The sequence below is a fragment of the Klebsiella sp. CN_Kp104 genome, assembly GCF_040064515.1.
Taxonomy (GTDB): Bacteria; Pseudomonadota; Gammaproteobacteria; order Enterobacterales; family Enterobacteriaceae; genus Klebsiella; species Klebsiella aerogenes.
Genome location: NZ_JBEAII010000003.1, coordinates 181,615 through 201,564 on the forward strand (window position 1 = coordinate 181,615; position 19,950 = coordinate 201,564).

At 51.1% G+C, this 19,950-nt stretch carries 20 protein-coding genes; 9 read left to right on the forward strand and 11 right to left on the reverse strand.

What is annotated here, in order from left to right; all coding sequences use genetic code 11:
- Positions 1 to 2: 2 nt before the first annotated feature.
- The 4 genes from acpS to ABLU80_RS06710 all read right to left on the reverse strand — a co-directional run bounded on the left by acpS (position 3) and on the right by ABLU80_RS06710 (position 5,999).
- Complete coding sequence (gene acpS / locus ABLU80_RS06695) at positions 3 to 371, reverse strand: holo-ACP synthase (RefSeq protein ID WP_072058462.1); 369 nt, start codon at positions 369 to 371, stop codon at positions 3 to 5.
- 18 nt (positions 372 to 389) lie between these two features.
- Complete coding sequence (locus tag ABLU80_RS06700; RefSeq protein ID WP_348849845.1) at positions 390 to 2,036, reverse strand: ShlB/FhaC/HecB family hemolysin secretion/activation protein; 1,647 nt, start codon at positions 2,034 to 2,036, stop codon at positions 390 to 392.
- 62 nt (positions 2,037 to 2,098) lie between these two features.
- A complete protein-coding gene (locus tag ABLU80_RS06705; RefSeq protein WP_047064197.1) occupies positions 2,099 to 4,759 on the reverse strand; it encodes a filamentous hemagglutinin N-terminal domain-containing protein in 2,661 nt (886 codons plus the stop codon).
- 748 nt (positions 4,760 to 5,507) lie between these two features.
- Positions 5,508 to 5,999, reverse strand: coding sequence for a YajQ family cyclic di-GMP-binding protein (locus ABLU80_RS06710; protein WP_015367982.1), 492 nt, complete (start codon positions 5,997 to 5,999; stop codon positions 5,508 to 5,510).
- Between the two features lie 138 nt (positions 6,000 to 6,137).
- On the opposite strand from ABLU80_RS06710, the gene panE reads away from it, so the two are divergent.
- The 3 genes from panE to ABLU80_RS06725 are packed head-to-tail and all read left to right on the forward strand — an operon-like array spanning position 6,138 to position 8,132.
- A complete protein-coding gene (gene panE / locus ABLU80_RS06715) occupies positions 6,138 to 7,049 on the forward strand; it encodes a 2-dehydropantoate 2-reductase (protein WP_015704565.1) in 912 nt (303 codons plus the stop codon).
- Positions 7,012 to 7,605 (forward strand): protein deglycase YajL, encoded by a 594-nt coding sequence (yajL, locus tag ABLU80_RS06720; RefSeq protein ID WP_047058570.1) that lies wholly within the window; start codon positions 7,012 to 7,014, stop codon positions 7,603 to 7,605. The genes panE and yajL overlap by 38 nt, the downstream gene beginning before the upstream one ends.
- A gap of 50 nt (positions 7,606 to 7,655) precedes the next feature.
- Positions 7,656 to 8,132, forward strand: coding sequence for an SRPBCC family protein (locus tag ABLU80_RS06725; RefSeq protein WP_047064199.1), 477 nt, complete (start codon positions 7,656 to 7,658; stop codon positions 8,130 to 8,132).
- A gap of 56 nt (positions 8,133 to 8,188) precedes the next feature.
- On the opposite strand, the gene thiI is transcribed toward ABLU80_RS06725, so the two are convergent.
- Positions 8,189 to 9,637 carry a tRNA uracil 4-sulfurtransferase ThiI gene (gene thiI / locus ABLU80_RS06730; protein WP_015367986.1) on the reverse strand — a complete coding sequence of 483 codons (1,449 nt, stop codon included), beginning with the start codon at positions 9,635 to 9,637 and terminating at the stop codon, positions 8,189 to 8,191.
- 234 nt (positions 9,638 to 9,871) lie between these two features.
- Between thiI and xseB the strand changes: the two genes are divergently transcribed.
- Genes xseB through ABLU80_RS06750 form a run of 4 tightly spaced genes read left to right on the forward strand, consistent with a single transcriptional unit; the run spans position 9,872 to position 13,929 of the window.
- A complete protein-coding gene (gene xseB, locus ABLU80_RS06735) occupies positions 9,872 to 10,114 on the forward strand; it encodes an exodeoxyribonuclease VII small subunit (RefSeq protein WP_015367987.1) in 243 nt (80 codons plus the stop codon).
- Entirely contained in the window at positions 10,115 to 11,014 is a 900-nt protein-coding gene (ispA, locus tag ABLU80_RS06740; protein ID WP_015367988.1) for a (2E,6E)-farnesyl diphosphate synthase, read from the forward strand.
- An 18-nt stretch (positions 11,015 to 11,032) separates the two neighbouring features.
- Positions 11,033 to 12,895 carry a 1-deoxy-D-xylulose-5-phosphate synthase gene (dxs, locus tag ABLU80_RS06745; RefSeq protein WP_047064200.1) on the forward strand — a complete coding sequence of 621 codons (1,863 nt, stop codon included), beginning with the start codon at positions 11,033 to 11,035 and terminating at the stop codon, positions 12,893 to 12,895.
- Between the two features lie 59 nt (positions 12,896 to 12,954).
- Positions 12,955 to 13,929, forward strand: coding sequence for an aldo/keto reductase (locus ABLU80_RS06750; protein ID WP_020079496.1), 975 nt, complete (start codon positions 12,955 to 12,957; stop codon positions 13,927 to 13,929).
- Between the two features lie 38 nt (positions 13,930 to 13,967).
- Here the strand turns inward: ABLU80_RS06750 and pgpA are convergent, their stop codons facing one another.
- From pgpA to nrdR, 6 genes are all read right to left on the reverse strand, one after another.
- Positions 13,968 to 14,480 carry a phosphatidylglycerophosphatase A gene (pgpA, locus tag ABLU80_RS06755; protein ID WP_257393917.1) on the reverse strand — a complete coding sequence of 171 codons (513 nt, stop codon included), beginning with the start codon at positions 14,478 to 14,480 and terminating at the stop codon, positions 13,968 to 13,970.
- Complete coding sequence (gene thiL, locus ABLU80_RS06760) at positions 14,461 to 15,438, reverse strand: thiamine-phosphate kinase (RefSeq protein ID WP_348849846.1); 978 nt, start codon at positions 15,436 to 15,438, stop codon at positions 14,461 to 14,463. Before thiL ends, pgpA begins: the two co-directional genes overlap by 20 nt.
- A 73-nt stretch (positions 15,439 to 15,511) precedes the next feature.
- Positions 15,512 to 15,931 (reverse strand): transcription antitermination factor NusB, encoded by a 420-nt coding sequence (nusB, locus tag ABLU80_RS06765; RefSeq protein ID WP_015367993.1) that lies wholly within the window; start codon positions 15,929 to 15,931, stop codon positions 15,512 to 15,514.
- A gap of 20 nt (positions 15,932 to 15,951) precedes the next feature.
- Positions 15,952 to 16,422, reverse strand: a complete 471-nt coding sequence (gene ribE, locus ABLU80_RS06770) for a 6,7-dimethyl-8-ribityllumazine synthase (RefSeq protein WP_001021161.1) — start codon at positions 16,420 to 16,422, stop codon at positions 15,952 to 15,954.
- Positions 16,423 to 16,508: 86 nt separating this feature from the next.
- Positions 16,509 to 17,612: a bifunctional diaminohydroxyphosphoribosylaminopyrimidine deaminase/5-amino-6-(5-phosphoribosylamino)uracil reductase RibD gene (gene ribD, locus ABLU80_RS06775; protein WP_015704561.1), complete on the reverse strand. Its 1,104-nt coding sequence runs from the start codon at positions 17,610 to 17,612 to the stop codon at positions 16,509 to 16,511.
- A 3-nt stretch (positions 17,613 to 17,615) separates the two neighbouring features.
- On the reverse strand, positions 17,616 to 18,065 hold the full coding sequence (gene nrdR / locus ABLU80_RS06780; protein ID WP_002890417.1) for a transcriptional regulator NrdR: 450 nt from the start codon (positions 18,063 to 18,065) through the stop codon (positions 17,616 to 17,618).
- A gap of 147 nt (positions 18,066 to 18,212) precedes the next feature.
- Here nrdR and ABLU80_RS06785 point away from each other — a divergent pair, with 147 nt between their 5' ends.
- On the forward strand, positions 18,213 to 18,752 hold the full coding sequence (locus tag ABLU80_RS06785; RefSeq protein WP_015367995.1) for a DUF3251 domain-containing protein: 540 nt from the start codon (positions 18,213 to 18,215) through the stop codon (positions 18,750 to 18,752).
- A 301-nt stretch (positions 18,753 to 19,053) separates the two neighbouring features.
- Positions 19,054 to 19,938, forward strand: a complete 885-nt coding sequence (locus tag ABLU80_RS06790) for a nucleoside-specific channel-forming protein Tsx (RefSeq protein ID WP_015367996.1) — start codon at positions 19,054 to 19,056, stop codon at positions 19,936 to 19,938.
- Positions 19,939 to 19,950 lie beyond the last annotated feature (12 nt).

The following is a 19,950-nucleotide window of genomic DNA, read 5'->3' on the forward strand; positions in this document are numbered from 1 at the left end:
AATTAATATATGATGGTTACGGCTATCGCATATGTCCGGCAATGTGAAATACTTAATGACATATTCATCACTCGCTGCTCATTAAGAATATCCCTAACTCTACCGGATAATATAAACTCAGGTTTTCCATATTCGTCATGAACAACTTCAATATCATGGAATCGAATTCCATGGCCAAATCCGTAGCCAATGGCTTTTACCAGAGACTCCTTTGCAGCCCAAAATCCTGAGGCTCGTTCATAATTTAGATCAATAACATCGATTTCTTTTATTTCATTATTCGTAAATACTCTCTGAAGAAACCCCGACTTATGATTACCAATAGCCTTTTTTATTCTTGCTACTTCGACAATATCTGTACCAATACGCATTACATATTTCCAAAAGAATTAAATCTGGTACGCAAAATTGAAATTAAGCTTATACTTATCCACATCGAAATCATCCGGATAGAGAAAAGGTGTTGATAACGAAGCATCATACTCGACCGCTTTCACCGCGCCTTTAACTCCTAAGACTCCACCCATTATCTTTTTCCCACTCAGGTCTTGTGAAGGTAACTTACCAATTATTTGTCCATAATCTGTGCCAACATAAGGGGTGATACCGTCAAATCCAGTCACCACATTCAGGGTATTTTGTATAAAAAAACCTTTATTCCCATAGATACCATCGCTGTTTTGAAAACCACGTACACTCCAACGATCGCCTATTGTAAATTGATCCTGTAACGTCAAATTATCTGGTGAATACTGAGCACCAAAATTAAGTTCGTAATAGGCGTTGGCTGGCAACATAGTTAACCATTTAACATAGTTCACATTAAGGTTTACTATTTGACTTTTCTTACTCACAGTGCCAGTACGCATGTCTGGTGTGTCAGTGCCACCAAAAGCCCTGGTAAACCGTTGCCAGGTTAATGTGGAATCCAATGCAGCCCCGGTAAAGTTTCTCTTATAATTTAATCCTAACCGTATGTTACCCATATCTCGTTTTTGCAAAACCAGTTCTGTCCCACCCAATGTGTAGTCATATTTCCGTCTGATCAATTCAGCACTCGCAGACAATTTAGAGTTCACATTGCGGTATAGCATACGATTACCTTTGAGGCTGAAATATTCCGTCTCACCTACATAATCAAAAGTATATGTACCAACATCAATACCCTGAGTGGATTTACTTTTACTATAAAAAAGACTTAGATCGGTATATCCAAAAGGCACACTATAATAGGCACTAGCATTTTTATACCCCCCGGTCTGACTACCCGTTCCTGCAAGGTAAAAAACATCGCTCAAACTAGTGACATTATATAAATACCCCACTCCACCAATAAGTTGGTTTCCAGTGCTATCATCACCATAGTTATTATACGAAGCTCTGACGCTCCATGTTTTTTTTAGTTGTGTATTAATTACCAGATTGCTCGTGCCATTTTTAGGACCTGGTACTATGTTAATTTTAACATCAACTTCAGGTGTTCTCTGTATATTTTCCAAAGCCTGCTCAACATCCCTGATATTGAGAATATCACCTTCTGAAAATGGCAAAACCCATTTACTTATATCGTTATCAACAATGACAACCTCAGAAATCCTTCCAGGTATCACTGCCAAATTTAATTTTTTAGTCAAGAGATCTTGAGATGGAATTTCCACCCTCGTTGTTATATATCCTGCATTTATATAGTAATCTTGAAAAAGCACAGCAGCTTTTTTCAACCCATTCATCCCTAAGCATTTTCCAGCAACCTGTTTTTTAATTTTATTTAATCCGCGGTCGTCTAAAAAATCATTGCTAAGTACTAATTCATCAATTTGAAAACACGGAGTTTCCAGCGGGAATGTGCTATCGGTTTCTTTTTTTGCGATGGCATCGGAGAACACATCCTTTTGTTCTATTTTTCGGTCTTTGAACGCAGCGTTATCATTGCTTTGCTGGTCTTTTACAAGCCGCCCTAACTGAGCATCAGCCGCTACTGCAGGGCCGGTAATCAACAATACCAGGCTAATAATTACTATATTGCGAATATCCATTTCATACCCTAATCAGGTAAAAGCAGTAATCCCTTACCGCTTTTACCTTCAACCTAAGTTATTTATTTACCTACAACGGTACCAAATACATTTACAACATTGGCAGTAGTCTCAAATCCTTGAGCTCCGCCTAATACAGCCCAGAAACCAGTATTAACTATTTTCTTGGCATTGATAACAGCCTTACCGCTGGTATACAAATTACCGTAATTGTAAATATTATTACTCGCAGTGACATTTAACTGACTATCAGCTACCAGGTTTGACCAGTTTGAGATATTTTTAGCGGTGACATTAGTAGTCTTAGCTGTAATATTCGCGCCGAGATTATTAGTTAAATCATTAGCAGTGGTGATATTAAGTGTATTACCAGCTGCAATATCGCTGTTGTTAGTAATAGTTTTGCCAGTCAGATTTAAATCACCACCTGCATTAAAGGCGTGATTATTTGTCACATAACCGGAAGTATTTACTGTCAGATTGCCTGCAGCATTCACCCATCCAGTGTTATTGTAGTCACCATTGATATTAATTAAAATATCGCTATCTGAAGAGATGATACCGGTAGCGGTATTTTTGGCAACAGAGCCACTTGCTTTTGATGATATCGCAGTTGCATCTATCTGCATATTGCCTGAACTATAAATTGTTGCGTAATCAGCAGCAATTTTCTTCGCAGCAATCGTCATTTTCCCGGAATTAGCAACAATCTGCCCCTTGTTACTTGCGAGATCGCCAGTCAGATTAATATTTACATCACCGGTTTGCGCAATAATACGGCCAGATTCGTTATTCAGGCTCTTAGCCGTAATATCAACCCCTTCACCGCCAATTAGACCGCCTTGCTGGTTACCATAGCCGAAGTATTGCCCCACATAGAAACCAAATTTGTCACTGTCAGTACTGGTGATTTTACCAACCGCATTAAGCGCTAGTTTTTCATCCGCAACCATCATTGTATATTTAGCATCAATATCAGCGCCTGAATCAATGCTGATATTTTTAGCTTTGATTACCGAACTGTCTGTACTCACTGTATTGGCTTTAATGGTTACGTCACCGTTCACAGAAGTTATTACTCCCAGGCGGCTATAATAGTTGTTAAGATCGATATTAACACCCGCCCCGCCATTGATACCCGATTGGCTGGTATTCATGTCGCGACCAGTAATTGAAACAGTCTTACTGCTTTCAATTTTACCCATATAGTTATCAATATCACTGGTGGTTTTAATGCTCACGTCACCATCTGAAGCAATTTCGCCAGCCCAGTTGAATAAGTAGTCAGCAGCAATCTCGATGCCATTACCTGAGACGATACCCAAGGATTCACCGCCCGTGGTATCGGCCGATTTGTTGTTGTTGTTTTTAACTGCTTTGGTTGTCGTTAATTTTACAGCACCAGCACTGGAGCGAATCAAACCAGTTACGTTTTCAATGTTTCCAGTACTTTCAACTTCGACATTGCCCGTTGAATCAATAGTGCCGCCATTATTGGTTAACGATGTATTTTTCAGACCAACATAGCCAGCATAAATCTGACCATTGTTATTATCAAAATCACCTGATTCGATTGCGACGATACCCGCCTCAATGCCCGCCGTTTTAGCTTTACCGGTATTAGTAAAAGTGTTGCCATTGGTATTGACAGCCAGCGTTTGTCCGGCAGCCAGTTTACCATTACTATTATCGAATTTACCGCTAGTAATATAGTTATTAGTGGTTGCTAAAATGTTTCCACCGTTGATATTACTTATTTTATTCCCCGCAGTATCAATAGCGATCATTTTGTCACTATTGATTTTTCCTGCACTATTTTCTAAAACACCGTTGGTGTTCAGGGTGATATCACCACTGGATTGAATAACCGCATTGTTGTTAAGTAGTTTACCGTTACTGGTAATCTTAATACCGCTATCCCCGGCAGAAATCGTCCCCAGATTACGCACGCCTACGCCACTTTCAGTGCTGACAAGGCTAATTTTATTCGCATACATACCACCGAGCTTAGAAACATCCACGCCGTAGGTACTGGCGTTACCGGTAGGCGTTACGGAGTCGGTGACCACGCCGTCGGCGTTGACCGCATTACTCCCCGCGACAATCTTAAGCTCACTGGCAGAAAGCGCACCATTCACAACGACACTGCGCGCCAGAATTTCGGTCGGTGATTCGCTCTGAAAGCCACTTACAGTAATCGTTCCGCCATTAACGGAATAGCCATTTAACAGCCCATCCTCACCTAATTTTGGCGTACCTGTCGTCAACGTCCCTTTTTCAGCGTTGATGAACCCGCCTCCCTGAGTCGTGATGCCATTAGGGTTGGCAATGATTAAGTGAGCGGAATCCCCGGCAACTTCCATCATGCCATTAATGGTACTCGCATTCGTTGAAGTCACTTCGTTAAGAATAACCATCGCGCTGCGGTCCGTAAGGTTCGGGTTGGCCGCAATCTGCCCAGCCAGCACGGACTGCGCCGCGCTTGTCGCGTTGTTAAAGATCACCCCTTCAGCGCCAACGTTCAGGGTGTCATATACGTTATGCGAAAGACCATTGCTATTCGGTTTCGCGATATTGACAATCGGCACACCATTTGAGGCTTCAGTAACGCTGCCATTTTTAATAGAAATTTCCGCTTGCGCCACTACAGGCATCAGCAGTAATAATGATGCCGCAATTGGGTTTAATTTCACGGACCTTTTTTTATTTTCGTGATATTTCATATGAACCTTTCTAAGATAGTATTGATTGAGTGCAGCCAGAAAGAATAACCTGCGCTTATGCAGCGATATTCACCCTGACTATTTTAAGTACGCGTCATGCGTACAAAATCCCTGTGAAAAGCACGTAAACTCATCAAACGTTATATGCAGTTCTATTCAACAAATTAATATTAAATAAGTTAAAAATTATATCTTTCAGATCGTCTACGCCGAATGCATATACCTACATGGCACAAAGAAAGTTGATTTAATTCATACGAAATATGAGACATCCCCTGTCCGTGCATCGAGCGTAATTCCTCGTTTAAGCGTTGTTGACTCATCATTTTTCAAGCGCTAAATCACCTGTTCTTGTGATGCGTAATAAATAATGCCACGTACAACACCATATCCTTACTCCGTTACAGTTTCCCCGATCAATATAATGAACAAAAAGTGAATTCTTTCTATACATATTCAATTTTGTTCACTTCATGATTGAGATCACGACCCTCGCCTCTTCTCTCCCAGGGATTATTCATCCTTCAACTTCATCATTCATGCGTGAATTCATCTTTATGAATTTGTATTTGAAAGCAGATGGGCATAATAAGCCTGCGGCGGGTAATGAAACCGGCATGATGAAATGCCTTGTGAAGGATTAAAAAGAAGTTCAGAAGAGATAGGTAATGAGGACTTAATTTGCCGGAGAGAGGCTTATGCCTTCTCCGGCCTGGATATCAACACAATGCCTGAATCGCTTTGCGTTTTAATCGCGGAAGTTTTTGAACTGGAATGGCTGGCCAAGATCGCCGCCGCGAACCAACGCCATAACCGACTGCAGATCGTCACGGGATTTGCCAGTGACGCGAATTTCTTCGCCCTGAATCTGCGTCTGTACTTTGAGTTTGCTGTCTTTAATCAGTTTAACGATTTTCTTCTGTATTGCGCTTTCAATACCCTGCTTCAGCTTAGCTTCAACAAACCAGGTTTTCCCGCTGTGTACGAAGTTTTCCGGCACGTCAAGCGAGCTTCCTTCAATACCGCGCTTGAGTAGCTTTGCACGCAGGATATCCAACAGTTGATTGACCTGGAAATCAGACTCGCTCAGCACCTTGATGGTTTTACTGGTTTCGTTCAGCTCAAAGGTGGCTTCAACATTACGAAAATCAAATCGTGACTCGACTTCGCGGCTTGCGTTTTCGACCGCATTACGTGCTTCCTGAAGATCGACTTCAGAGACAATATCGAAAGATGGCATCTTTTCCTCTCCTTCCGTTTCTTTTGCGTTGCATAATACCCGCAACGCGGCATAACTCAACTTGTTATCCCGGAAGCTTAGCTGATAACGCTATACTTTAGCTACAAGCGCCTGGGAAGTCGCAGGTGAGGAGGAATAATGAAAGTAACCGTACTAGGATGCGGTGCATTGGGACAACTATGGTTAACCGCGCTGTATAAAAACGGACATGAGGTTCAGGGCTGGTTACGCGTCCCGCAACCATTTTGTAGCGTTAATCTCATTGAGACTGACGGTAGTAATTTCAACGAATCAATGACCGCTAACGATCCTGATTTTCTCGCCACCAGCGATTTACTACTGGTGACGCTAAAGGCATGGCAGGTTTCCCAGGCAGTGAGAAATCTGGCTGCTATCTTACCGGCTTCTGCGCCTATCTTGCTCATTCATAACGGCATGGGCACCCTTGATGAATTAAAAAGCGTTAAACACCCACTGCTGCTGGCGTCCACCACTCATGCCGCCCGCCGCGATGGCAACGTCATCATTCACGTCGCGCAGGGAACAACTCATATTGGACCAGCCAAAAGCTATAGCGAAGATTACAGCGGCCTCGCCGACATTCTGCAAAACGTCCTGCCGGATGTCGCCTGGCACGACAATATTCACCCTGCTCTTTGGAGTAAGCTGGCCGTCAACTGTGTGATTAATCCCCTGACTGCGCTGAAAGATTGTAGAAACGGCGATCTGCGAGATTTTCCGCAAGAGATCGGCGCAATCTGTCATGAAGTCGCAGCGGTAATGCAACGTGAAGGCATTCATACATCTGCGGAAAACCTGTTATTGTATGTAAATCAGGTAATTGAAAGTACAGCAGACAATATCTCATCTATGTTGCAGGATATTCGCGCGCAGCGGCATACGGAAATCGACTACATCACCGGTTTTCTGCTTAATCGCGCCCGGGCCCACGGTCTGTCAGTGCCAGAAAATGCCCGTTTATTTGAACAGGTAAAGCGGAAGGAGAATACTTATGAGCGCGTCGGCACTGATTTGCCTCGCCCCTGGTAGTGAAGAGACCGAAGCGGTCACCACTATCGATTTATTAGCGCGCGGCGGCGTGAAAGTGACTACCGCCAGCGTCGCCAGTGATGGCAATCTGACCATCGTTTGCTCGCGCGGCGTGAAGCTACTTGCGGATGCGCCGCTGGTCGAAGTCGCTGATGGCGATTTTGATATCATTGTTTTACCTGGCGGTATTAAAGGTGCCGAGTGCTTTCGCGACAGCCCTTTGCTGGTAGAAACCGTAAGACAATTTCATTTATCCGGGCGCATCGTGGCAGCAATCTGTGCTGCGCCAGCGACCGTCCTGGTGCCACATAATCTGTTCCCCATCGGCAACATCACCGGTTTCCCGGCGCTGAAAGAGCAAATCCCCGCCGAACAGTGGCAGGATAAACGCGTCGTCTGGGACCCAAGGGTTAATCTGTTAACCAGCCAGGGTCCGGGAACCTCTATTGATTTCGCGCTAAAAATGATTGACCTGCTGATCGGTCGCGAAAAAGCATACGAAGTAGCTTCGCAGTTGGTCATGGCTGCTGGCATCTATAATTACTACGAATCCTGATAGCCGGTCCGCGCCGCGGGCTGGTTCCCCCCTTCTTGAGGAGCCGTAGCATGTCCCGTAGCGCAACCGATTCTCGTGATCTCGTCATCAGCCGTCTACTCAGCGCCCCCACGACAGCCCTCTGGCGCGCGTGGGCCGACCCGGCTTTACTCAAAACCTGGTGGTGTCCTAAGCCATGGTATACCGACGTTCTGGCCTTTGATTTGCGTCCCGGAGGGGCTTTTCACACCGTGATGCACGGCCCTGACGGTGAACGTAGCGATAATCCCGGCTGCTTTCTTGAAGTCATTCCGCAGCAAAAGTTAGTCATGACCTCAATGCTGACCGCAGACTTTCGCCCTGCCGTTTCCCCGTTTGCCATGACGGCTATTATCACCTTTGCGGATGAAAACGACGGCTGTCGCTATACGGCAACGGTACTGCATGCAGATAATGAAACCCGTGAGCAACACGAAAAGATGGGATTTTTTGAAGGCTGGAATATCGTTATCGATCAGTTGAATGCCCTGGCGATGACGCTACGCTAAACCCAGATGTAAAAAAGCCTTCCCTAAGGGAAGGCTTTTTCATAAGTACAGGTGAATTACGGACGATACACTTTCACGTTAGTAAAGCCCTGCTCACGCAGGTACAGCGCCTGCAGACGGCTCATTACGCCGCGCTCACACCACAACAGCCAGGTTTTACTCTGATCGAGGTTGCCAAATTGGGTGCTCAGTTTATAGAACGGCAGCGAAACAACATCGACGCCTTCCACTTTCAATGGCTTATCATCCTGCTCATCGACAGAACGAATATCGAGAATCACGTCATTCGCGCTGAAGCCGCTGACGGTTTCCACTTCTACCACGTCCTGCTGCGTTTGCTGAGCGATGTCGCGAATGTCGATGTTATTCGCTTCCTCAACCACTTTATCCAGAATGCTAAAATCGAAGTTTTCTTCTTCCGCTTCGATCTTCGCTTTTACCGCTTTTATGGTTGGGCTCTTCGAGATAACGCCGCAGTATTCCGGCATGGTGCGGGCAAAATCTTCAGTGCCGATTTCGCGCGCAAGATTGATAATGTGTTCTTTATCGTGAGAAATCAGCGGGCGCAGGATCAGCGTGTCGGAGACATTATCGATAAGACGCAGGTTAGTCAGCGTCTGGCTGGATACCTGGCCCAAGGCTTCGCCGGTCACCAGTGCCTGCACGCCATAACGCTCAGCGACTTTCGATGCCGCACGCACCATCATACGTTTGAGCACCACGCCCATCTGGCCATCCTCGACTTTCTCAAGGATTTCGCCAACCACCGGCTCGAAATTGATTGCCACGAAGCGAACGCGATGGGAGCTGCCGAAGCGGTTCCACAAATAGTGCGCCACCTGACGAACGCCAATTTCATGCGCGGCGCCGCCGAGGTTGAAGAAGCAGTAGTGTACGCGGCAGCCGCGACGCATCAGCATATAGCTGGAGACGCCGGAGTCGAAGCCGCCGGAAATAAGCGACAGCACATCTTCCTGAGTACCAATGGGGAAGCCGCCAATACCTTCATAGCGCCCTTTCACCAGCAACAGACGATCGTTTTCGATTTCCAGGTTAACCGTCACGTCCGGATCGGTGAGCTTCACGCGCGCCGATTCGATATGCTGGTTCAGGCCGCCGCCAACGTAGCGCTCAACCTCAATTGAGGTGAATTCATGTTTACCACGGCGCTTCACACGCACGCAGAAGCTTTTACCTTCGAGCTGTTCGCGCCACAGCGGTAGCGTCTGTTCAAAAATGTTATGCAGAGAAGTAAAAGGTACGTCCTCCACTTCCAGAATATGATGAATGCCAGGGATACGGGTCAGCGCATCGCGAATAACCGGCCGCTGGTTTTCGTCTTTCGCGCGAACTTCGATATGATCCCAATGACGAACGACGGCGAGCGTCTCATCATAGTTTTTGAGAACGTTACGAATGTTCCCGGTTAAGATTTTAATAAAGCGCAACCGCACAGATTGGCTTTTGATGGTGATTTCCGGGAACAATTTAATGATAAACTTCATGGCGACAATAGTTCGTTGGCAAGCCCGACGGGGCTTTAAGCAAAAAAGTTGTACAGGCGCGATACAGCGTCTGCATCCAGGGCGCGGAGTATACCATCATTGTTCGCTTTTCGCCTGGCATTGCGCATTTTCGCAAAAATGTATCCGTAGGGTGAATGCCGCGAGTTTGCTTAACCGCCCGACTCCGTTACCATACTGATAGCCATCGAGACATAACAAGAGTCTATATTCACTATGCCAAAGAAAAATGAGGCCCCGGCCAGCTTTGAGAGCGCTTTAGGCGAACTCGAGCAGATCGTTAATCGTCTGGAAAGCGGCTCACTACCGCTGGAAGAAGCGCTCAGCGAATTTGAACGCGGCGTGCAGCTCGCGCGCCAGGGCCAGACGAAACTGCAACAGGCCGAGCAGCGTGTCCAAATCCTGCTGGCCGATAGCGAAGATGCGCCGTTGACTCCCTTTACGCCGGACGCTGAATAAATGGACTTCCCGCAACAATTACAGACCTGTGTCACCCAGGCCAATGACGCGCTGCGCCGCTTTATCTCTCCGCTGCCATTTCAGAACACTCCGCTGGTTGAAGCCATGCACTATGGCGCATTATTAGGCGGCAAACGCCTGCGCCCTTTCCTGGTTTACGCCACCGGCGAGATGTTCGGCGTTAGCCGTTCCACACTGGATGCCCCAGCCGCTGCCGTCGAATGCATTCATGCCTACTCGCTGATGCATGACGATCTGCCGGCGATGGACGACGACGATCTGCGCCGCGGTCAACCCACGTGCCACATCAAGTTTGGCGAAGCGAACGCTATTCTTGCCGGTGACGCCCTGCAAACGCTGGCATTTTCTATACTGAGTGATACGCCGATGCCGGAAGTACCGGATCGCGACCGTCTGGCGATGGTTTCCGAACTGGCTCAGGCCAGCGGCGTCGCCGGAATGTGCGGCGGTCAGGCGTTGGATCTCGAGGCGGAAGGCAAGCAGGTCGATCTACAGGCGCTGGAGCGAATTCACCGCCATAAGACCGGAGCGCTTATTCGCGCGGCGGTTCGTCTTGGCGCGCTGAGCGCCGGTGAGCGTGGCCGTCAGGCGCTACCAGCACTCGATCGCTTTGCGGAGAATATCGGTCTCGCCTTCCAGGTGCAGGATGACATTCTGGATGTGGTAGGTGATACTGCGACTCTTGGCAAACGTCAGGGTGCCGACCAACAGTTAGGCAAAAGTACCTATCCGGCGCTTTTGGGTCTTGAGCAAGCCCAGCAGAAAGCGCGCGATCTGATTGCCGACGCCCGCCAGGCTTTAGATGAACTGGCTGCGCAATCGCTGGATACCACGGCACTGGAAGCGCTCGCGAATTACATTATTCAGCGCGATAAATAAACAATAAATGAGTCTCTGATGAGTTTTGATATTGCCAAATACCCAACCCTGGCGCTGGTAGATTCCACCCAGGAGTTGCGCCTGCTGCCAAAAGATAGCCTGCCCAAGCTTTGCGATGAGCTGCGCCGTTATCTTCTGGACAGCGTGAGCCGCTCAAGCGGCCATTTTGCCTCTGGCCTTGGCACGGTTGAACTGACCGTGGCGCTGCACTACGTCTACAACACGCCGTTCGACCGCTTAATTTGGGATGTCGGCCACCAGGCTTACCCGCACAAAATTCTCACTGGCCGCCGCGACAAAATCGGCACTATCCGCCAGAAAGGCGGGCTGCATCCGTTCCCGTGGCGCGGCGAAAGCGAATATGACGTACTGAGCGTTGGCCACTCTTCTACCTCTATCTCCGCGGGTATTGGGGTCGCTATTGCCGCCGAAAAAGAAGGCAAACAGCGGCGCACCGTTTGCGTCATCGGCGATGGGGCTATCACCGCCGGGATGGCGTTTGAGGCGATGAACCACGCGGGGGATATCAAACCAGACATGCTGGTGGTGCTGAACGACAATGAAATGTCGATTTCAGAAAACGTCGGGGCGCTGAATAATCACCTGGCGCAGCTGCTGTCCGGCAAGCTGTATTCCTCGCTGCGTGAAGGCGGCAAAAAAGTCTTCTCCGGCGTACCGCCGATTAAAGAACTGCTTAAACGTACCGAAGAGCATATTAAAGGTATGGTGGTGCCCGGCACGCTGTTTGAAGAGATGGGATTTAACTACATCGGCCCGGTAGATGGCCACGATGTGCTGGGTCTGGTTAATACGCTGAAGAATATGCGCGACCTGAAAGGGCCGCAGTTCCTGCATATCATGACCAAAAAAGGCCGTGGATATGAACCGGCGGAAAAAGATCCCATCACCTTCCACGCGGTACCGAAATTCGATCACACCAGTGGCGTGCTGCCGAAAAGCAGCGGCGGCCTGCCTTCCTATTCGAAAATATTTGGCGACTGGCTGTGCGAAACCGCGGCCAAAGACGACAAACTGATGGCCGTCACCCCGGCGATGCGTGAAGGGTCCGGGATGGTCGAGTTCTCGAAAAAATTCCCCGATCGCTATTTCGATGTCGCGATTGCCGAACAGCACGCGGTGACCTTTGCCGCCGGGATGGCGATTGGCGGCTATAAGCCGATCGTGGCGATCTATTCCACCTTCCTGCAGCGCGCTTACGATCAGGTGATCCATGACGTCGCCATTCAAAAGCTGCCGGTGCTGTTTGCAATCGATCGTGCGGGCATCGTCGGCGCCGACGGTCAGACCCACCAGGGAGCGTTCGATCTCTCCTTCCTGCGCTGCATTCCGGAAATGGTGATCATGACCCCGAGCGACGAAAATGAATGTCGCCAGATGCTCTACACCGGATACCACTATAACGATGGCCCTAGCGCGGTACGCTATCCGCGCGGCACAGGTACCGGCGCGGAACTGGAACCACTGGCGCCGCTGCCGCTCGGGAAAGGCGTGGTGAAAAGAAACGGCGAGAAGCTGGCGATCCTTAACTTCGGGACTTTACTGCCGGAAGCCGCTCAGGTTGCGGAAAAACTCAATGCGACGTTGGTCGATATGCGTTTTGTGAAACCGCTTGATGAGGCGCTGATCCTGCAGCTTGCCGCCAATCACGAGGTGCTGGTCACCCTTGAAGAGAACGCCATCATGGGCGGGGCAGGCAGCGGCGTAAACGAGCTGTTGATGGCCCACCGTCGCGCGGTGCCGGTGCTGAATATCGGTCTGCCGGACTTCTTTATCCCGCAGGGGACTCAGGAAGAAGTTCGCGCCGACCTCGGCCTGGATGCCGCCGGGATCGAAACCAAAATCCGCGACTGGTTGGCATAATTGCCCATACCGCTCCTGCTATGCTTAAAGGATACCTTTTAAAGTAGCAGGAGCGTCTTATGCACTACATTCCTCTTGGAGATACCCATCTTCGCGTTTCCCGACTCTGTCTCGGCTGCATGACCTTCGGCGAACCTGACCGCGGCAATCATGCCTGGACGCTGCCAGAAGAGAGTAGCCGTCCGCTGATTAAACGTGCGCTGGAAGGCGGAATTAACTTCTTCGATACCTCGAACAACTACTCCGACGGCAGCAGCGAAGAGATCCTCGGCCGCGCGCTGCGGGAGTACGCTCGCCGCGATTCGGTGATCGTCGCCACCAAAGTTTATCATCAGGTCGGCGATCTGCCGCAGGGGCTGTCTCGCGCGCAAATCATGCGCTCCATTGACGATAGCCTGCGCCGTCTGGGAATGGACTATGTCGACCTGTTGCAGATCCACCGCTGGGATTACTCCACGCCCATCGAAGAGACGCTGGAGGCGCTCAGCGACGTCGTACGCGCCGGGAAAGCGCGCTATATCGGCGCATCATCAATGCATGCCCGCCAGTTCGCCCAGGCGCTCGCCCTGCAGGAACAGAACAATTGGGCGCGCTTCGTCACCATGCAGGATCACTACAACCTGATTTATCGCGAAGAAGAAAACGAGATGCTGCCGCTATGCCAGCGCAAAGGGATTGCGGTCATGCCGTGGAGCCCGTTGGCGCGCGGCCGACTAACACGACCATGGGGAGAAACCACCGCGCGTCTCGTCTCCGATGAATTCGGCAAATCGCTGTATAGCGCCACCGACGCCAATGATGAGCAGATAGCACAGAAGCTGGAGGAGGTGGCTGAGGAGTTAGACGCCAACCGCGCGCAGGTGGCGCTGGCCTGGCTATTAAGCAAGCCCGGCGTGGCTGCGCCGATTATTGGCGCCTCACGGCAGGAACAGCTGGATGAGCTCCTGCATGCCGTCGATTTAACCCTGACGCCAGAACAGATCGACAAGCTGGAGGCGCCCTATCGGCCCCACCCAATCGTCGGCTTCAAGTAACGCCGCAATTTAAACCCCGGCCGCGCCGGGGTGCAGATTTAGAGCAGACCTATCGGCCAGTGGTGGCCAATCAGATACAGTACGCCGGCGGAGATCACCCCGGCGACGATATCGTCGACCATGATCCCCATTCCACCATGGATGTTGCGGTCGAACCAACGAATTGGCCACGGCTTCCACATATCAAAGATGCGGAAAATAACGAAACCGGCGGCCACCCACTGCCAGTCCATCGTCGGTAACGCCATCAAAGTGATCCACATCCCGACAAACTCATCCCAAACGATGCTGCCGTGGTCATGAGTGCCCATATCTTTAGCCGTACGGTGACAAAGATAGACGCCGATACAGATGCTCATCATCACCACCAGCGAATAGAGCTGCCAGGGGAGAAAGGTCATCAGATACCAGAACGGAATCGCCGCCAGAGACCCCATCGTTCCCGGCACCACCGGGCTCAGCCCACTGCCGAACCCGGTCGCCAGCAGATGCCAGGGATTGCGCATATTGAGGCGGCTTTTCGCCTCGTCTCTACTGCGTGCCAAAATGATCGTACCCCTTTAAATCCAATTTAATCGGCTTACCCTCACGGATAAACTGCAGTCCATCCGCTTCCGCCACGATCTGGCCGATACAGGTAAAGCGTGCGCCAAGCTGACCAATCGCGACATCCAATGCTCCGCGATTCAGCTCGGGAACGGTAAAGCATAATTCATAATCTTCGCCGCCGGCGAGCGCCCAGCGTAGCGCCTGTTCAGGATCAACATGGCGCAGCATGGCATCGGAATACGGCATCGCATCGAGATCGATACGCGCGCCGCAGGCGCTGGCCTTGAGAATATGACCAAGGTCAGAGATAAGACCGTCAGAGAGATCGATCGCTGAATTAGCCAGATCGCGCAGCGCCTGCCCCTGCAGCACGCGGGGCATTGGACGCAAATGGCGCGCCAGCAGATAATCGGCATCCGCTGGCGAATCAACCGTTAGCCGGTCCTGTAAAAGCGCCAGCCCGGCGGCGCTATCACCGGGCGTGCCGGTGACATAAATCCAGTCGCCAGGCCTGGCCCCGGAACGCTTCATCGCGCGGCCCGGCGGCACAAAGCCGTGGATACCCAGCGTCATCGACAGCGGCCCACGGGTGGTGTCGCCGCCGATCAGCTGCATATCGTAATAGTTAAGCTGGACAAACAGACTGTCGCTAAAGGCTTCAAGCCACGCTTCGTCTGCTTCCGGCAAAGTGAGGGCCAGCGTCAACCATGCCGGTTCCGCCCCCATCGCCGCCAAATCGCTCAGGTTCACCGCCAGCGCTTTATACGCCAGGTCAGCAGGGTCGATGTCGGCTAAAAAGTGGTTGCCCGCCACCAGGGTGTCGGTGCTGATTGCCAGCGTTTTTTTCTCGGGGATATTCAGGAGCGCGCAGTCATCGCCGATGCCGGTTTCAACATCAAGGCGGGCGCTTTTAACGCGATCAAAATAACGGGCAATCAGGGAAAATTCGCCGCATGCCATACGTTATGCCTCAGCAAAGAAAAGAATAAGGCCGGGTTCGCAGGATCAGATCCTGCAAAGCCCGGCCTGCAGTTTACTTTTTGCGGGGACGGATTACCGGGGCCGCTTTATCCAGCACGCCGTTGACGAACTTGTGGCTATCTTCAGCGCCGAAGGTTTTCGCCAGCTCGATAGCTTCGTTGATAGCCACTTTGTACGGCACGTCGTCACGCTTCGACAGCTCAAACAGCGCAATACGCAGTACCGCTTTTTCTACCTGACCCAGCTCTTCCAACTGACGTGACAGGTATGGCTTCATCAGACCGTCGAGATACGCGCTGTTAGTCGCCACTCCGGACAGCAGTTCACGGAAATACAGAACGTCTACATCTTTTACATCCTGTTCCGCCAGGAACTGGTATTCAACATCAGCGATGTCGTTCTGGGACAACTGCCAGGAGTAGAGCGCCTGGACGGCACACTCACGGGCGCGGCGACGAGCAGCAGGTTTCACGGAATTCCCCTTACAAAAAATCAGGCCTTGATGGCTTTCAATACGTTAATCATTTCCAGCGCGGTCAGCGCGGCTTCTGCGCCTTTGTTACCGGCTTTAGTGCCAGCGCGTTCGATGGCTTGTTCAATACTTTCAGTCGTCAGAACACCGAAGGCTACCGGGATTTCACTGTCCTGAGCGACGTGCGCCAGGCCATTGCTTGCACCGCCAGCCACATATTCAAAGTGGGCGGTACCGCCACGAATCACCGTACCCAGCGCGATTACCGCGTCATATTTACCGGTTTTTGCCAGTGCGCCAGCCGCCAGCGGCAGCTCATACGCGCCTGGTACCCAAACAACGGTGATGTTTTCATCTTTTACCTGACCAATGCGCTTGAGGGCGTCAATCGCGCCTTCCAGCAGGCTGTCATTGATAAAGTTGTTGAAACGCGCAATGGTGATGGCGACGCGAGCGTCCGGGGTAGCAACGTTAGCTTCAATAATGTTCATACTCTTCCTTCGGGTTCATGTGCCCCGCAAGGGGGGCGGATTTTATCATAATATTCTGGGCGCTGCTTCCTAATATTAGGAATACATCACGCAGTCGTTAAATGCAGGCAGACATCGGGCCCGACCTGACGTATCTCGTTGAATTTGAAATGGGGGGCCTGGCTCAGTTTCTCAAGCCCCGGCAGCGCGCATAAACCGCGCGCGTCACTGCCTAACAGTTTAGGCGCAATATAGACGATAAGCTCATCCACCAGCCCGGCCTGTAGCAAAGCGCCGGCCAGCGTCGGCCCCGCTTCCACCCAAATGCTGTTCACCTGCTGTTTACCGAGCTGCATCATTAGCAGCACGAGGTCGAGATGGCCGTTATGCTCCGGCACCAGCAGGGTACGCACGTTATCAGGCCAGGCACGTTCATCGGCATGGGTGCGAGCGAACAGGGTTTCACCTTGCTGCTGGATAATTCGATGCTCCGGCGTGACGCGGTTTTGGCTATCGATGACGATACGCAGCGGCTGACGCAGGTTCTCCTGCGGATAGAGCGCCTGCGTATCGGCGCTCAGCTCCTGCCAGCGCACGGTCAGCGCCGGATCGTCCGCCAGCACGGTCGCGCTGCTGGTGAGAATAGCGTGGCTCTGCGCGCGCAGGCGCTGCACGTCGCGTCGCGCCTGTGGCGAGGTGATCCACTGACTTTCACCGCTGGCCATCGCCGTACGGCCATCAAGCGAAGCGCCCATCTTCAGCTGGATCCACGGAAAACCGGTGCGCATCCGCTTCAGAAAACCTTTATTCAGCGCTTCCGCTTCATTCATCATCAGCCCATGGCTGACGTCAATGCCGGCCTGCTGCAGGCGGTACAGGCCGCGACCGGCCACCTGTGGATTCGGGTCCTGCATTGCCGCTACCACGCGAGCCACGCCTGCGGCGATCAGCGCGTCGCAGCACGGCGGCGTGCGACCATGGTGGCTACAGGGCTCCAGGGTGACGTAGGCGGTCGCGCCTTTGGCTTTATCGCCGGCCATACGCAGCGCGTGCACTTCGGCGTGCGGCTCGCCGGCCCGATAGTGGAAGCCCTCGCCGACGATCTCGCCGTCTTTTACAATCACACAGCCGACGTTGGGATTAGGATGGGTAGTAAAGCGTCCGCGCGCGGCAAGCTTCAGCGCTCGCGCCATGTACATTTCGTCCTGCATGGCTTAGTCCTGTAAACGGGCGATTTCTTCGCCGAACTCTTTAATATCTTCGAAACTGCGATAGACGGAAGCGAAGCGAATATAGGCGACCTTATCGAGCTTCTTCAGCTGCTCCATCACCAGATTACCGATCATTTTACTCGCGACTTCACGCTCACCGGTGCCGCGCAGATGGGTTTTAATGTGATTTACCGCCATTTCGACGTCATCGGCGCTGACCGGACGCTTTTCAAGCGCTTTCAACATCCCGCTACGCAGCTTGTCTTCGTTGAAAGGTTCGCGCACGTCGTTGCTTTTTACCACCCGCGGCATTACCAGCTCAGCCACTTCAAAAGTGGTAAAGCGTTCATTGCAGACCAGACACTGCCGACGACGACGCACGGAGGAGCCTTCGCCGACCAGGCGAGAATCGATGACTTTGGTATCCACGGCGAAACAGAAAGGGCAATGCATGGCGCGTCCTGACAGGTAGTTAATCTGAAGGATAGTTTACCCTGAAGTCAGCGGACTACAAAGAAAGAGCTTTTGAGACAAAGGATCTATGGTAGGTCAATTCAGTTTAGCTACCATTAATCATCCTCTGTAAACGGAATCCTGACCATGACAAGACGTTACCTACAACTGGCTATCATCGGCAGCCTGTTCACCCTTACCGCCTGCGCCCAGCAAAGCGAAGTTCGTCAGATGAACGAGAGCGTCAGTACGCTGAGCAAAGAGATGACCCAGCTGAATCAGCAAACGATAAAAATCACCCAGCAAAACGCACTGAATGCTAAATCAACCCGCGGCGTTTATCTGCTGCCGGAGGCCAAAACCCCCGCGCGGCTGGAGAGCCAGATCGGCACCCTGCGCATGTCAGTGGGTAGCATTACGCCAGATGGCGACGGTTCGCGCCTGACCTTACGCATCCAGGGCGAGTCTAACGATCCGCTCCCGGCCTTCACCGCGACCGTCGCTTCCGGACAAATTACCGGCACCACCCACAGCTATCAGGAAGTCAACGTCCAGGATCAGCTGATTAGCGCCCCGGCCAGCATCCTGGCGCCCAGCGATGTGGATATCCCGCTGCGCCTGAATGTGACGCCTGATAAAGTCGGCTTTATTCGTATCCACGATATCCAACCCGCCAGCGCGCAGTAAGCGCTCACGCCGGGCAAAACGGCCCGGCGCCCCACTTTTCATCTATCGAAGTTATCCATTTACAACTTTTCATAAGAGTTCATTAGAAATCGCTCCTGAAGGCGATTTTCAGTAGCATTTTGTCAAGAAATGCATAGAATCGTGAACGCAATCGATTACGCATGTTCTGGTTATGTGAAACAACACGTATTTTTGTGAGCAATGATTTCTATAATAGACCCCCACAGAAAGACGAAATATTTAGCAACGCTTCGGCAATTTTCTTAACGCCTTTTGGCTTAATTTAAACAGTGGCATCAACATGAAAAAAACATTACTGGCAGCGAGCGCTGTTGTGGCGCTTTCCGCTTCTTTCACCGCTGGCGCGGCAGAAACTGAAAAACCGCAGTACCTGTCTGATTGGTGGCACCAGAGTGTGAACGTAGTCGGTAGCTACCACACTCGTTTTGGACCGCAGATCCGTAACGATACCTATCTGGAATACGAAGCGTTTGCTAAAAAAGATTGGTTTGATTTCTACGGCTATATTGATGCGCCGGTCTTCTTCGGCGGCAACAGCACGGCGAAAGGTATCTGGAACAAAGGCTCCCCGCTGTTTATGGAGATCGAACCGCGTTTCTCTATCGACAAGCTGACCAACACCGACCTGAGCTTCGGGCCGTTCAAAGAGTGGTACTTCGCGAACAACTATATCTACGATATGGGCCGCAACGACTCTCAGGAGCAGAGCACCTGGTATATGGGTCTGGGTACCGACATCGATACCGGTCTGCCGATGAGCCTGTCGCTGAATATCTATGCTAAATACCAGTGGCAGAACTACGGCGCCTCCAACGAAAACGAGTGGGACGGCTACCGCTTCAAGGTGAAATACTTCGTTCCGCTGACCGACCTGTGGGGCGGTTCGCTGAGCTATATTGGCTTCACCAACTTCGACTGGGGTTCTGACCTTGGCGACGACAACTTCTACGATATGAACGGTAAGCACGCGCGTACCAGCAACTCTATCGCGTCCAGCCACATCCTGGCGCTGAACTACGCGCACTGGCACTACTCTATCGTCGCGCGTTACTTCCATAACGGCGGCCAGTGGGCTGATGATGCTAAGCTGAACTTCGGCGACGGCGACTTCAGCGTTCGCTCTACCGGCTGGGGTGGCTACTTCGTTGTCGGTTACAACTTCTAATTGCTGATACAG

Bases quoted from the DNA above. Each gene is read 5' to 3' on its own strand.
- acpS (WP_072058462.1), bottom strand. From the start codon at position 371: ATGCGTATTGGTACAGATATTGTCGAAGTAGCAAGAATAAAAAAGGCT.
- ABLU80_RS06700 (WP_348849845.1), bottom strand. From the start codon at position 2,036: ATGGATATTCGCAATATAGTAATTATTAGCCTGGTATTGTTGATTACC.
- ABLU80_RS06705 (WP_047064197.1), bottom strand. From the start codon at position 4,759: ATGAAATATCACGAAAATAAAAAAAGGTCCGTGAAATTAAACCCAATT.
- ABLU80_RS06710 (WP_015367982.1), bottom strand. From the start codon at position 5,999: ATGCCATCTTTCGATATTGTCTCTGAAGTCGATCTTCAGGAAGCACGT.
- panE (WP_015704565.1), top strand. From the start codon at position 6,138: ATGAAAGTAACCGTACTAGGATGCGGTGCATTGGGACAACTATGGTTA.
- yajL (WP_047058570.1), top strand. From the start codon at position 7,012: ATGAGCGCGTCGGCACTGATTTGCCTCGCCCCTGGTAGTGAAGAGACC.
- ABLU80_RS06725 (WP_047064199.1), top strand. From the start codon at position 7,656: ATGTCCCGTAGCGCAACCGATTCTCGTGATCTCGTCATCAGCCGTCTA.
- thiI (WP_015367986.1), bottom strand. From the start codon at position 9,637: ATGAAGTTTATCATTAAATTGTTCCCGGAAATCACCATCAAAAGCCAA.
- xseB (WP_015367987.1), top strand. From the start codon at position 9,872: ATGCCAAAGAAAAATGAGGCCCCGGCCAGCTTTGAGAGCGCTTTAGGC.
- ispA (WP_015367988.1), top strand. From the start codon at position 10,115: ATGGACTTCCCGCAACAATTACAGACCTGTGTCACCCAGGCCAATGAC.
- dxs (WP_047064200.1), top strand. From the start codon at position 11,033: ATGAGTTTTGATATTGCCAAATACCCAACCCTGGCGCTGGTAGATTCC.
- ABLU80_RS06750 (WP_020079496.1), top strand. From the start codon at position 12,955: ATGCACTACATTCCTCTTGGAGATACCCATCTTCGCGTTTCCCGACTC.
- thiL (WP_348849846.1), bottom strand. From the start codon at position 15,438: ATGGCATGCGGCGAATTTTCCCTGATTGCCCGTTATTTTGATCGCGTT.
- ribE (WP_001021161.1), bottom strand. From the start codon at position 16,422: ATGAACATTATTGAAGCTAACGTTGCTACCCCGGACGCTCGCGTCGCC.
- ribD (WP_015704561.1), bottom strand. From the start codon at position 17,612: ATGCAGGACGAAATGTACATGGCGCGAGCGCTGAAGCTTGCCGCGCGC.
- nrdR (WP_002890417.1), bottom strand. From the start codon at position 18,065: ATGCATTGCCCTTTCTGTTTCGCCGTGGATACCAAAGTCATCGATTCT.
- ABLU80_RS06785 (WP_015367995.1), top strand. From the start codon at position 18,213: ATGACAAGACGTTACCTACAACTGGCTATCATCGGCAGCCTGTTCACC.
- ABLU80_RS06790 (WP_015367996.1), top strand. From the start codon at position 19,054: ATGAAAAAAACATTACTGGCAGCGAGCGCTGTTGTGGCGCTTTCCGCT.